This window comes from Pseudidiomarina insulisalsae (genome assembly GCF_003987065.1).
Taxonomy (GTDB): Bacteria; Pseudomonadota; Gammaproteobacteria; order Enterobacterales; family Alteromonadaceae; genus Pseudidiomarina; species Pseudidiomarina insulisalsae.
The window spans coordinates 250,033-263,401 of sequence record NZ_PIPY01000002.1 but is presented as its reverse complement, the minus strand read 5'-3'; the positions used below and the strand labels follow the sequence as shown (position 1 = coordinate 263,401).

Annotated in this window: 8 protein-coding genes; 6 read left to right on the top strand and 2 right to left on the bottom strand. The window is 51.5% G+C overall.

Annotation, left to right across the window (positions count from 1 at the left end):
- Nucleotides 1-40: 40 nt before the first annotated feature.
- A complete protein-coding gene (locus tag CWI71_RS02730; protein ID WP_198678712.1) occupies nt 41-2,038 on the bottom strand; it encodes a tetratricopeptide repeat-containing diguanylate cyclase in 1,998 nt (665 codons plus the stop codon).
- Between the two features lie 319 nt (nt 2,039-2,357).
- Between CWI71_RS02730 and CWI71_RS02725 the strand changes: the two genes are divergently transcribed.
- Complete coding sequence (locus CWI71_RS02725; RefSeq protein WP_126753721.1) at nt 2,358-4,520, top strand: S9 family peptidase; 2,163 nt, start codon at nt 2,358-2,360, stop codon at nt 4,518-4,520.
- 38 nt (nt 4,521-4,558) lie between these two features.
- On the opposite strand, the gene CWI71_RS02720 is transcribed toward CWI71_RS02725, so the two are convergent.
- Nucleotides 4,559-5,275, bottom strand: coding sequence for a YebC/PmpR family DNA-binding transcriptional regulator (locus tag CWI71_RS02720; RefSeq protein ID WP_126753720.1), 717 nt, complete (start codon nt 5,273-5,275; stop codon nt 4,559-4,561).
- Between the two features lie 131 nt (nt 5,276-5,406).
- Between CWI71_RS02720 and CWI71_RS02715 the strand changes: the two genes are divergently transcribed.
- From CWI71_RS02715 to CWI71_RS02695, 5 genes are all read left to right on the top strand, one after another.
- Nucleotides 5,407-6,282 carry an MBL fold metallo-hydrolase gene (locus CWI71_RS02715; protein WP_126753719.1) on the top strand — a complete coding sequence of 292 codons (876 nt, stop codon included), beginning with the start codon at nt 5,407-5,409 and terminating at the stop codon, nt 6,280-6,282.
- A 7-nt stretch (nt 6,283-6,289) separates the two neighbouring features.
- Nucleotides 6,290-7,216, top strand: a complete 927-nt coding sequence (locus CWI71_RS02710; RefSeq protein WP_126753718.1) for a YeiH family protein — start codon at nt 6,290-6,292, stop codon at nt 7,214-7,216.
- 21 nt (nt 7,217-7,237) lie between these two features.
- Nucleotides 7,238-8,017: an EAL domain-containing protein gene (locus tag CWI71_RS02705; RefSeq protein ID WP_126753717.1), complete on the top strand. Its 780-nt coding sequence runs from the start codon at nt 7,238-7,240 to the stop codon at nt 8,015-8,017.
- A gap of 116 nt (nt 8,018-8,133) precedes the next feature.
- The gene (locus CWI71_RS02700; protein WP_126753716.1) at nt 8,134-10,347 is read left to right on the top strand and encodes a glycosyl transferase family protein; all 2,214 of its coding nucleotides are present in this window, start codon (nt 8,134-8,136) and stop codon (nt 10,345-10,347) included.
- On the top strand, nt 10,335-13,355 hold the full coding sequence (locus CWI71_RS02695; protein WP_126753715.1) for an NfrA family protein: 3,021 nt from the start codon (nt 10,335-10,337) through the stop codon (nt 13,353-13,355). Before CWI71_RS02700 ends, CWI71_RS02695 begins: the two co-directional genes overlap by 13 nt.
- The last annotated feature ends 14 nt before the right edge of the window (nt 13,356-13,369 follow it).

Genomic DNA, 13,369 nt, shown 5'->3' with positions numbered 1-13,369 from the left:
TAAGACTAGCGACTTCGATTAACAATGTAAATGCAGGAGTTTACTCCGGGCCGTGCAAGGTGACCGCAGAAACATAGTTGGCGTCGATAGCTCTGGCTAAGTCGGTATCGAGTACTTTATCGGCCTCTGCGTAAGGTAGATTGAGACTGGTGATTCCCCAGGCCTGATTGCGACCATGTACTTTACCGGCGTATAGGGCCTTGTCGACCAATTGCAGGGTGGCTTCCCAGTCAATCGTCTGCTGCCGGGAGTCGGTGAACGGGTAGCTTATAAAACCGGCGGTGGCGGTGACGCCAATCTCGGCACGTTCGGTTTGTACCGGGTCGCTGGCAATGGTCTTCAGCATTCGCAGTACAAAGCGGGGCAGCGCCTCTTTACTGGTATTATGTAAATAAATGAGAAACTCTTCACCGCCCCAGCGAATGACTTTGTCCTCGTCACGACAAATTTCCGACAACCGGCGAGCAATCGTACGGATGACGTCGTCACCGGCATTATGGCCATGGCGGTCATTAATGCGCTTAAAGTGATCTATATCCAGCAGGACCATGGCATCATTACTATCTGCCAGCTCTTGCGCCTGGCGTTGCAGTTCCTGTTGCATGGCGCGACGGTTTAATAGACCGGTAAGCGGGTCGCGGACCGACTGATCGGCCAACTGCGCGTTGGCAAATACCAACGCTTTATTCGAGCGCTGTGCGCTGCGATAAAGGTAAAACGCCAGGACCGACAACAGGGCTGCCACGACGACTCCAAGCGTAAGAATGAGTTGCCGCTGACGCTCATTGCGGAGCAGTTGATCGCTTAACTGGTTCTGTTGTTGCAACAACTCAATTTGTTGGGCTTTGTCTTTCGAGTCATAGAGGTTTTGTAACTCGGTCACATTTTTCTGTAATTCAGTGTCAAAAATTTGCTCACGTAAGTCCCGTTGCTCCAGCAAAATGCCATTCGACTCTCGGTGGCGGCCCGCCATCTCTAGTGCTTGCGCGTATTCACCTAACATTGGCTCGAACGAACTACTGATCCATTCACCGCGCGCACCAGACACAATTTCGGACATAGTGGCAAGGCCTTGCTCAAATTTACCAAGGTGCACATCAATGAACCCTAAATTGAAACGGATCATTTGTTCGGTAATGACATCGCCTTGTTGCCGGGCAATCTGCAGTGCATCCTGCAGAACTGCGATACCCGTTTCATAACGCTCGGTGCGAATCGCTAGGTCACCAAGATTATTCAGAACGGTTGGCTCTAGGGACGCCCACTGCGGATCGTTCTGAATGTCCCGTTCTAACTGCGTGTAGATTTCAAAGGCACGGTCGTAATTGCCTTGCGAAGTTGCAATGACAGCACGCTGAAAGGCAATCTCCGGCGCATACATCGCAGTTAAGCCCGCAGAATGCATCAGCTGTTCAGCTTCTTCGATCTCACTGAGGGCGGCGGCGTACTGTGTTTGCTTTTGATAAATATCGGCAACGCGTAACTTCAGGAAGATACGACGGATCGGTGTCCGTTCATCGGCTGTTTCATCAACCGCCGTTGCTGCAGCGATCAAATGCTCCAGTGCTCTTTCCGGTAAATTTTTAGCTTGATAGACATTGGCAATCAGGTTGTGAGCGAAGTAGCGCACTCGGGGTAGGCGGGCCTGTTCTAACGGCATCTGTGCGTCATTGATCAGGGTATAGGCTTCCGTCAGTTTGCCTTCGATGGTTTTAAACAAGATGCGCGTTGCCGCGACTTCCGCCAGAGCATCCGCCAAACCACTTTGCTGCGCAAGCTGCTGGGTTTCATCAAGTAATTGATAGGCGTAATCTTCCCGCCCGAGATAGGCATGTGAGAGCGCCATGTAGGATTGCAGTCGCACCCGCGTCATCGCGGGTGCATCGGGCTTCATCTTCGCTTGCAGTTGCTCCATGGCGGCCAGCATCTCGCTTTCGGAACCGGCGCTACTGAGTAGGTCGTCAAGCGTCTTTTCAATGGCCTGATCCATGGCTGGCAGGTCTTCTGTCTGTTGCGCATGCGCAAGCCCGCCACCCATAATGAGCAGCAAGCCAAAAAGAAGCTTGACAACCGAACAAAAAATGACTCGGTAATCAGTAAGTTGCCAATAAAAAGCGTACAAGAAAGACGTTCCCCTAAAAATTTCAGCGGAAGAGCATACATCTCTGGTCGGATCAGTTCAATAAATAATCGACCAATGGCATTTATTAGCGTTGACATGTTTAAGTGTTGTCATACTGTAAATTTTCCCATGTTTTGCAAACCGGTGGGGAAGATTTATTGGCTGACCATCTTGACCTTGCGCAAGATATAGCTAAAAGTTGCTTCTTACCTTTGCAATAACTGAGACGTGAACAATGAAATTAAAACCATTTGCTAACACGCGTTACTGGCTGGGTGCTGCAGCACTGTCGGTGCTGGTTGCCTGCCAGCCAACGGAGCAAACCAATAAGGACAGTACACAGGGTCAAGCGCCGGTTGCCAAGCGTCAACCCTATACGGTTGTATCACCGCATGGTGAGCGGGTCGATTATTATTACTGGCTGCGCGATGATGAGCGTAAAGATCCTGAAATTCTGGGCTATCTGAACGCGGAAAATACTTACTACGATACTTATCGCGCTGATTATCAGGAACTCACCAATGAATTAGAAAAAGAGTTGCTGGGGCGGGTAAAGCAGGAAGACACCTCAGTTCCTTATCAGCGCGGTGATTACAGTTACCAGACCGCGTATGAAGCGGGCCAAGAATACCCCATTTATACCCGTACGCACCTGGAAACCGGTGAAACTCAGGTGATGCTTGACGTCAATGCGCTAGCTGAAGGTGAGCCTTTCATGCAGGTGTCCAATTTGCAGGTCAGTCCGGATCAGAGCAAACTCGCCTACGTGGTCGATAATGTGGGTCGTCGCCAGTACGAGCTGCACGTCAAAAATCTGGTCAGCGGTGAGATAACTGAAACTGGTATCACTGGCATTTCAGCGGCCATTGCCTGGGCGAAAGACAATGAAACCTTATTTGTGATTGAAAATGATCCGCAAACCTTATTATCGAAGCGGGTTATTAAATATCAGTTAGGTCAGCCAATTGCCACCGCCGAAGTTGTTTATGAAGAGCAGGACGAGACCTTCTACATGTGGGTGTCAAACACCACTGACGATGAATACGTGACGATCTCGCTCGATGCGACCGTCTCTGATGAAGTACATGTACTCGACGCCGATACGCCGGATGGTGAGTTTCAGGTCGTCGCGCCACGCGAGCGCGACCTGAAGTACAGCGTTGAGCACCTGAACGGGCGTTGGATCATCCTTACTGATTATAATGCGCCGAATTATCAGGTGATGCAGGTCAGCCATGATGAGTTGGGCGATAAAGCTCGCTGGCAACCGCTGGTCGAACATGATGCCGCTGTATTCATTCAGGATTTTGCAGTATTTACCGACTACCTGGTGCTGAATGAGAGACGTGAAGGCTTGCGTCAGATTCGCGTGGTGCCCTGGAGCAATCCTGAGCAAAGTTATGTCATTAACGCTGATGAGCCGACCTATGTCATGTACTTTGGCACCAACGTTGAGCAGGACACCGCGGTATTACGTTACCGTTACACGTCACTGATTACGCCAACAGTAACCTACGCCTACAACATGGCCACTCGTGAACGCGAGGTACTGAAAGCCACGGACGTTCCGAACTATGATGCTTCACGGTATGCCACCGAGCGGACGTGGGCGACCGCCGACGATGGTAGCCGGATTCCGGTGTCGCTGCTTTACCAGAAAGACTTCAAACAGGATGGTAGCGCCCCATTGTACCAGTACGCCTATGGCTCTTACGGCTCAACCTCAGAGCCTAGCTTCCGCTCGTCGGTGTTCTCATTGGTCGATCGTGGCTTTGTCTATGCCATCGCGCATATCCGCGGCGGCCAGGAAATGGGCCGTCACTGGTATGAAGAAGGCAAACTGGAAAATAAAAAGAATACTTTCACCGATTACATTGATGTTACCGAGCATCTGATCGCTGAAGAATATGCGCACCCGGGTAAAGTATTTGGCATGGGAGGCAGTGCCGGTGGTCTGTTAATGGGTGCGGTGGCAAATATGGCACCGGAGAAGTACCGGGGCCTCGTTGCCCATGTGCCTTTTGTCGACGTGGTAACCACCATGCTCGATGAAACCATTCCGCTGACCACCAACGAGTTCGATGAGTGGGGTAACCCGCAGAGCCAACCGTATTATGACTATATGTTGTCGTACTCACCTTATGACCAGGTGATGAAGCAAGCCTATCCGGCAATGTTGGTTACGACCGGGCTGCATGACTCGCAAGTCCAGTACTTTGAGCCTGCGAAGTGGGTGGCGAAGCTACGACACATGAAAACGGATGATAATCCGCTGATGTTCAAAACGAACATGGAAGCCGGACATGGGGGCGCGTCAGGACGTTTCGCGCGCTTGAAGGAAACTGCTGAGGAATATGCGTTTATTCTGAATCTGCTAGGAGAGGAAGCAAGCCCGTAGCGCATGCTACGGGCCGCTATGCCAGCTAAACTGCGTGGTTAGGTATTAGCGTTGTGATAAATATTCTGGACATCGTCGCAGTCATTGAGCATGTCCAGAAACTTCTCCATCATGGCAACGTCGTCACCGGCGATATCCGTCATGACTTGCGGTAGGTACTGAATCTCGTCTACTTCAAATTCAATGTCACCAAAATTTTCCTGTAATGCCACTTTCGCTTTATGCCATTCAGTGTTTGGCGCGAATACTGTAATCTGACCTTCCTCGGCTTCAATATCGGTCACATCGACATCGGCCATCATGAGCGCTTCCAGCACTGCATCTTCATCGCTACCGGCAAACTTCAAAATGGCACAGTGATCAAACATGTGCGCGACACTACCCGGAGCGCCGATCTTTGATTTGGTTTTGGTAAAGCAATTACGCACTTCGCCGAAGGTGCGTGCCGGGTTATCGGTCAGGCATTCCACCATGACCATGCAGTTACCGGGACCAAAGCCTTCGTATACGGCCGGTGCATAGTCCTCACCGGCGCCGCCGCGCGCTTTATCAATGGCCTTTTCGATAACATGTGCAGGCACCTGATCTTTTTTCGCACGGTCGATCAGGCTGCGCAGCTGTAAATTTGACTCAGGTTCAAGGCCGCCTTGCTTGGCGACTACGTAAATTTCCCGGCCATACTTACTATAAACTTTGCTCTTCGCCGCCGCGGTTTTGGCGATCGATTCTTTACGGTTTTGAAAGGCGCGACCCATGATGAACTCTCACTACTGGTAAACGAAAGGCGCAATTTTATACGCACAATGAAAACGAATCCAGTTTAACTATGCCCCACGATCACGTATTTTAGAGATAACTAATTCGCGTGTAAGGGAGGAAGTAACCCATGACTGCAGCAAGCCATGCCCAGGTGGCCGCATTTCTCGATCCGGAAAGCGAGACCTACAGCTATGTCGTATGGGACGAGACCACCGGCAAAGCGGTGATTATTGACCCGGTGCTTGATTTTGATTACAAGTCGGGACGCACCGCCACTGACGGGGTACAGCGCCTGATTGACTTCGTCAGCGAACAGGAACTTACCCTCGAGTGGACGTTGGAAACCCATGCCCACGCCGATCATCTTTCGGCCGCACCTTTTGTGAAACAGCAACTCGGCGGAAAAATTGGTATCGGCGAGCACATACGTGAGGTCCAGAAAATCTTTAAAGAGGTGTTCGATCTCGAGAAAGAATTTTTACCGAATGGGGCACAATTTGACCATTTATTTACTGACGGCGAATCGTTCAAAGTCGGCAGCATGCAATTTGAGGTGCTACATACCCCTGGCCATACACCGGCCGACGTCACCTACCTGATTGATGGTGCAAAGGCGTTTGTCGGTGATACCTTATTTATGCCTGATGTGGGCACCGCCCGTTGCGACTTCCCGGGTGGCAGCGCCACGACCTTATTTCGCTCGATTAAGAAGCTGCTGGCATTGCCAGCCGATACTGAAATTTACATCTGTCACGATTATCCGCCAGCCGGCCGTGACTATGAGTTTTGCACGACTGTGGCGGCGCAACGGCAGTCCAGCAAGCATGTCCACGACGGGATATCTGAGCAGGTGTTTGTGACCATGCGCAATGACCGCGACGCTACACTCGAGATGCCGCGACTTATCCTGCCATCTATTCAGGTCAATATTCGCGCCGGTGAAATGCCGCCCGCTGACGAGCAGGGCAAAGTGTATCTGAAATTACCCATTAACCAGCTGTAGCACGGCAATGTTGGCTATCTTAGCATTTGTTGTCGTCGGAGCTCTTGCGCTAAGCGGCTTTATTTCATCGCCACTGGCGCTGGTGCTAGGCTTTATTCTGGCAGGGATTGGCTGGGTGCCGGCACGACTGAATCCGGCGCAACTGGCAAAGCGACTGCTGGCAGTGGCAATCGTTATGCTGGGCTTCGGTATCCATTTACAAACCGCGCTTCAGGTAACTGGTGACGCATTGGGACTCATCGTTGCCTCGATTGTTGTGACCCTGAGTCTGGCGTTGCTCATTGGCCGCGCGTTGCGTCTGGAATTAAGCACCGCACACTTAATTGGCTCAGGCACCGCAATTTGCGGGGGCAGTGCCATTGCCGCGGTAGGCCCGGCGATTGGCGCCCGTAGCGATCAAATGGCGTTGGCGCTGGCGGTTGTCTTTATTCTTAACTCCATCGCGTTACTGATTTTCCCGCTTATCGGCCATTTTCTTGAACTTGACCAGTATACCTTTGGTATTTGGGCGGCCGTAGCCATTCATGATACTTCGTCGGTGGTCGGCGCAGCAGAAGCTTACGGTGACGAGGCGTTGTTGGTGGCAACGACCGCCAAGCTTGCCAGGGCGTTGTGGATTGTGCCCTTAGCTGTACTGTCGGCGCTCATTGCCGCGCGTTATAACGCCAAAGAGGGAGCGCGAAAATGGACGCTGCCGTGGTTCATTGGCGGGTTTGTGATTGCCGCCGTTATCGCCAGTTATTTCCCGCAAGGCGAGGTTGCCTACAGCTGGTTGTTCGTGTTGGGAAAACGGATCCTGGTTTTTTGTTTGTTCCTGATTGGACTAAGCTTAACCTTACAAAGAATTCGCGCTGCGGGGTTTAAGCCACTGTTATTAGCGGTTATTCTTTGGTTATTCATTGCGGCAGGAAGCCTTATCTGGCTGCTCAATTAGCCCAACTAAAAAAGGGATCAAATGACTATACCTGAGCATATTAGACAACAGACGTGTAAAGATTGCCTGGAAGGTAAAGACCTGGGTTTTCAGATTGAAATGGCATTCCAGCCGATTGTCGATATGCAGATACAAAAGATATGTGCTTATGAAGCCCTGGTTCGGGGGCCGAATGGCGAAGGGGCGGGCTGGGTGTTTGAGCGTGTGACACATGACAATCGCTATTATTTCGACCAAGCCTGCCGGGTGAAAGCTATTGAAACCGCCGCAAGTTTAGGCTGCAATAACTTTTTACATATAAACTTCCTGCCCAATGCTGTCTACAATCCCGATACTTGCATTCGCGCCACCATTGAGGCTGCCGATCATTATGAGTTTGATTTAACCAAGCTGGTATTTGAGGTAACAGAAGGTGAAGAAATTATCAGTAAGTCGCATTTGCAACGGATCTTTTCCAGCTATGCTGCCAGAGGGTTCAGAACGGCGATTGATGATTATGGCGCTGGTTACGCCAGTCACCGTTGGCTGGTTGAGCTGCGGCCACATATTCTGAAACTTGACCGTACACTAGTGAGTGATATTGATAAACATCCTGAGAAACAGGAACAAGTCAAAGAAATCTGGTCACAATGTGAACTGCAAGGAACACAACTGCTGGCCGAAGGTGTTGAGACCCTGGCTGAGGTTGAAACCTTGCTCGAATTAAAAGTTCGCTTTATGCAAGGGTACTATTTCGCCAAACCCGCATTTCGATCGTTGCCGGATATTGTCGAGCTGGCACAAGATTTAAAAGTAAGTTAAAGGTGATACTCGTTTATTTTTTTTTACCGGGCGATGGAAGAAATGTAATGTTGTACTAGAGTTAGCTGATAAGTTAACCGTTTAAAGCGGGCAGCAATTCCAGTGCGGAGGCACTTATGACCTGGTTTGACGTCTTTGTCCTCTACCTTTATGGTCTCAAGTGGTTAGCCATTGTCGTAGTGGTCATTCTGTTTATTTTCGGTTTAGATGACTTTTTTATCGACTGTTACTACTGGGTCCGGCACCTTTATCGGAAACTTACCGTTTATCGGAAATATGACTATTCGGACCCCGATAAACTGCTGGCAGAACCAGAAAAACCCCTGGCAATTATGATCCCCGCCTGGCGAGAAGTGGGCGTAGTGGACAAAATGGCGGCCACCACTGCTGCCTCATTAGACTACGAAAACTATCAGATCTTTGTAGGAACTTACCCAAATGATCCTGAAACTCAGGCCGAAGTGGATCATGTGGTAGAGCATTACCCTAATGTTCACAAAGTCATCTGTGCTGAACCCGGTCCCACCAGTAAAGCGGACTGCTTAAATAATATCATTGCCTCTATTATTGAATTTGAGAAAAAGACCAAAATTGAGTTTGACGGCTTCATTCTGCATGACGCTGAGGACGTCATTTCCAGTATGGAGCTTCGACTTTTTAATTACCTGGTCGGTCGCAAGGACATGGTCCAGCTACCGGTTTACCCATTTCCACAAAACTGGTACGACTTTACCGCCGCACATTATCTTGATGAGTTTGCCGAGCTACATGGTAAAGACATTGTGGTGCGCGAATCGATCGCCGGACAGGTCCCTAGCGCTGGAGTAGGCACCTGTTTTAGCCGCCGCGCGATGCTACGGCTGCTCAAAGAGGGTGACGGCTTACCCTTTGACGTGCGTTCACTGACTGAAGATTATGATATTGGCTTTCGCCTCAAGGCTTGGGGTATGGAAGAAATTTTTGTCCGTTATCCGGTCAAGCTCGAGCAGGCACAACTGCGTGAGAAGCATGCCGGCGTTGATGAACGTGATGGCAACGTGGTCTGTGTCCGCGAATATTTTCCTACCACTTTTAAGACTTCGGTCCGACAAAAAACACGCTGGATTATCGGTATCATCTTTCAGGGCTCACGGAAACTGAAATGGACCAAAGACTGGCGCATCAATTACTTCCTCTGGCGCGATCGGCGCGGCGCCCTGGCTAATATCGTCAGCTTCTTAGCCATGGCCGTTTTCATTCAGCTGTTGGCTATCTGGATCATCGAACAGTTTATACCCAACAGCTATAGGGTACTGTCGATTTTTGAAGATCAGCCGGTTTTTATCGCTTTATTGATGGCCAACTTGTTCTTCCTGGCTAACCGCTTATTTCAACGCTTTTATTTTGCCAAGCAATATTACGGTTGGTTTCAGGGTTTTATGTCCATCGTGCGAATTTTTTGGGGCACTGTTATTAATTTTGCTGCCAGCCTACGCGCCATTAAGCAAGTATTACAACATGGTGATCCGCGTAAGGTTGCCTGGGATAAAACCTCCCATATCTTCCCGGTCGTCGCCCCCCCTCGCAAGCAACCGCTGGGATCAATTTTGATTGCTAATGGTCATTTGACCGAGGCGCAACTTGAGCAGGCACTGCTGGAACGCCCACTGGGCATTCGTCTGGGTGTTTATTTAGTGACTGCGGGCTTCGTCACGTTGGATCAGTTAAGTGAAGCCATCGCGGTACAGGAATACAGCTCGTTTCAGGCCTGTGATCCTTTCGAGTTGGACAAGCAACTGATTGATCAGCTGCCTGCTGAGTTAGCCTTTAAATATTCCATACTGCCTTTGGCCGAAGAGGGACGCACGCTTATTGTCGGTCGCGAGTACGCCCTTAGCCCTGTCGCTGAAGCCGCACTCAGTCGTAAACTTAAACGGCCAGTGCGCGGCTGTGTCACGACCCAGGGTGCGGTGACATTAGGCTTACGCTACTGGTACATGAACGACGAAGAAGCCGACCCACGCGAATTTCTCACACAAGCGCGCGAAAACAGTCAGCTCACAGAGCAGCAGGTACAACTCTTGCGTGATGCTTATTTCATTCGTCAATTACCTTTTGGCGCCGCCCTGGTGCAGTCAAGGGTCATCGACCCGGCGGTGATGGCACAGGTAATGCTGTCTTACGATCGGCGCGAAGAAAAACGTCTGGGAGATTACCTTGTCAGTCAGAGCATCATTACTGATGAGCAACGCGAGCAAGCCGCTGCCTATCAACAGCGACATCAGATTGAAATGAAAGAACTATTATCAGAGGCGGTTGCTGGGCAGCCGGGTATCACATGCGTGTTTTAAGTTTCATAGCAGCGCTGACTGCAATCGCACCACAGGCCATGGATGACTCCATTTTCGTCGGTCTGTCTGACTATCAGGAATTCCGCACCTATCCTTATGTTGACAAAGCCTATCGTCTGCAGCAGGAGGAGCGCTATCAGGCTGCACTGGAGGAGCTGGAACGTGCCATCGCCATTGCGCCTGACCACGTCGCTTTTTACCAGTACGCGTTTGAGCTGGCCATGTTAAATCAGGATCTTGCCCGCGCCAAAGCGTACCTGAACGCAATTCCCACTGACCGGCGCGCTGAAATGCAGCAGCGGATGCTGCGTACAGCAATGGCCGCCAAGGTACCGCAGGCTTCTGACATGCCCGAGTTTCTGGCGGGGCTGAATGCCCGCCAGCAGCTTGAGTTGATTCAGCAAGGGCTGTATCAATTGCAACAAGAACAGGGGAAATCAGTCGCCTGGGCTTGGTTAAATGCGTTGCCAGAGCAGCTGTGGACGCCGGAGCTACATTTGATTGCGGCCAGGACTGCGGCTGATGTCGGCGCCTTTGATGCTGCTGCTCAGCAATTTGCCCGCTACGCAAAATACGCCGAACTGGCACCGGAGCAAATCGCCGAATTCGGTTATATTCTGGTTGAAGCGAACGATGACGCCGGCGCCTATGCGCTGGCACAACGTTATCCGCAAGCTGCCGGCGGGGTTATCAGAGAGCTCGCTTACAAAGCGCTAGGCCGGGGTGACCACGAAAGCGCCAGAGATTATTTTGCCTGGCTGCACCAACGTAACTACCTGAGTTCAGCGGACGCCCGGCAGTATTATTTCCTGCTTGAAGAAGATGGCCAGTTAGAGGCGGCCATGGCTTTAGCGGATGCCGCTCAGACGAGCTGCCTGGAGCAGGTTGAGATACTGCTGAAAATGGACAACGAAGCCGCCGCGCGCGAGCGGTTTGTAAACTGTTCGGTGCAGGAAAACCCTGTGGTCTGGCTTTCTTTTGCTGAGCAGCTTCAGCTTTACGACGCGATTCAGCGCACCCAGTTTACCGCGGGTGCATTGCAGGCTCAGCGCCGTCGCTTGCTGATGAATTATTACCATAATGAGCAAGCCTGGCAGCAGCAAATTGAGCTGTTGGCTAATAATGCGACCAATGAAGCGGAGCTCACTTATTTAGCGATGGCGTATGATCGCATCGGCGATGCTCGCAACGCCGAGCAGACCTGGCTGCGAATCTGGCGTGATTATCGCGACCCTGCCGCACTCGAGAAAGCGACCTATCTGCTATGGCAGCGTGGAGAAGCCGAACAGACCCTTACGTTACTGCAGGAAGCTTTCAGCGAACTTAACCTGGCAAGCGCCCCGGGCCGAGCATTGCTATCGCGCTACGTGAATATTCTCTACGGGCGGCCTGACGAGATTGATGCCGACCGCATTAAGTTACTCGCCCGCAGTAATGCTGACCCGGTGGATGTCGCCGAGCTATGGCGACTGTACGGTGACTGTGACGCAGCCCTCGCGGCGCTGACACAGGTCAGTCAGGAACGGGGCATCCGTACCCGTGCCGAATGCTTAATCGATCGTGACCCGGTCGCGGCTTATGAGGCACTGCAACTGGCGCTTGGTGCTGAGCCCAGTGCAGGCGATTTGCGCTCACTTGCGGCGTTGGCTGAACGCGTGGGCGATCACCAGGCTGCGGTCAGTTATTTACGCAACATACCCCCCGCTGAACGGGTGTCTTCGGATGAACTCGCCATCGCCCGCATGACGTTTATGCAGGGCGATCTTCCTGCAGCACAAAGTGCCTGGCAGACAGCGCGTCAAGAGGATGACCTGGACTGGTGGTTGTTGGGGGTCGATATTGCACAGGCACAAAAAGATGATGACCGGACCTTACTGATACTTGAGCGCGCCGATGATCGGTTTGACTCGCCTTTACTGGTTGAGAAACGTGCTGATTTATATCGCAAACGCAATGACCGCGACGCCCTGGAAGCACTGTATCGGGATGCTGTGGCAAGCTTTCCCGACAATCGCCATTTTCAGGCTGAACTGGCCTATACCATTTATGAGCGTGACCCGGTAGAGTCAGCCGACGATTTTGATACTGCCCTGCAGGGTAATGAAGCTGGGGCGCAGGTTAAACACCTGCATCAAGCAGCTTATGCGTTTAATTACCGCGACAATAATGAAAAAACGCAGCATTATGCCGCTGCGGCCATCGACAAGATGCTGGCCGATCCGCAAGCGGATGAGATTCAGTTGCTCAAAGCACAACGCTTGCATCGCGAGGTTGAGAGCCAGTGGTCCTTCACTATCGCAGGTTGGGCCGGTGACAGCAGTCGCGCTAACGTAGGCCAGGGGGTAGACGCCCAGGGCGACTACTTTATGCAGCTGCAGGCCGCTTATGAATTTACCGAAGCGCAAGCATCTATCGGTGGCCTGGGCGCGCAGATCAGCCTGTTACAAGGCGGCGAAGATGACTTTTTCGAAACGCAGGAGCTCGATGTCGGGCTGACCTGGAAGCCGTCAAAGACCTTTAACTCGGTGCTGGCGCTGGGACTACGACAGCAACTTGATGGCGATGAGGAACTCAAGCCATATCTGCGGGCCTCCATTGATTTGCTAAGTCCATGGAGCGAGGGTAAATGGTGGGAGCCGCAACATGAACGCATTTGGTACAGTACCTTTTTTGTGGACGGAATTTATTTTCCCGACGATCAGCAATCGGCGTTCTATAGTCGTCTGGAGATGGGACCGGTAGTTGCGATAACCCGCAACCATTTACAGACTTTACGAGTCTACGGCTTCTTACAAGGCGACACCTCGCATGACTTGGCTGCTCTGGGTGACGCTGACGATGCTCGCACCGGTCTCGGGGTAGGCTGGATGTCAGAGTGGCTGCAGTCGGACTACAACAGTTATAACTTGCGAATGGAGTTAGGTATCGAATGGCAACACGTCGTCTCCAGCGATTTTGCCGAGGATGGCGACAATGCAGTTCTCGTGCGTTTCGAGCTGTATTTTTAAGCATATGCTGTGCC

Bases quoted from the DNA above. Each gene is read 5' to 3' on its own strand.
- CWI71_RS02710 (WP_126753718.1), top strand. From the start codon at position 6,290: ATGTTGGCTATCTTAGCATTTGTTGTCGTCGGAGCTCTTGCGCTAAGC.
- CWI71_RS02700 (WP_126753716.1), top strand. From the start codon at position 8,134: ATGACCTGGTTTGACGTCTTTGTCCTCTACCTTTATGGTCTCAAGTGG.
- CWI71_RS02720 (WP_126753720.1), bottom strand. From the start codon at position 5,275: ATGGGTCGCGCCTTTCAAAACCGTAAAGAATCGATCGCCAAAACCGCG.
- CWI71_RS02695 (WP_126753715.1), top strand. From the start codon at position 10,335: ATGCGTGTTTTAAGTTTCATAGCAGCGCTGACTGCAATCGCACCACAG.
- CWI71_RS02725 (WP_126753721.1), top strand. From the start codon at position 2,358: ATGAAATTAAAACCATTTGCTAACACGCGTTACTGGCTGGGTGCTGCA.
- CWI71_RS02730 (WP_198678712.1), bottom strand. From the start codon at position 2,038: ATGGGTGGCGGGCTTGCGCATGCGCAACAGACAGAAGACCTGCCAGCC.
- CWI71_RS02705 (WP_126753717.1), top strand. From the start codon at position 7,238: ATGACTATACCTGAGCATATTAGACAACAGACGTGTAAAGATTGCCTG.
- CWI71_RS02715 (WP_126753719.1), top strand. From the start codon at position 5,407: ATGACTGCAGCAAGCCATGCCCAGGTGGCCGCATTTCTCGATCCGGAA.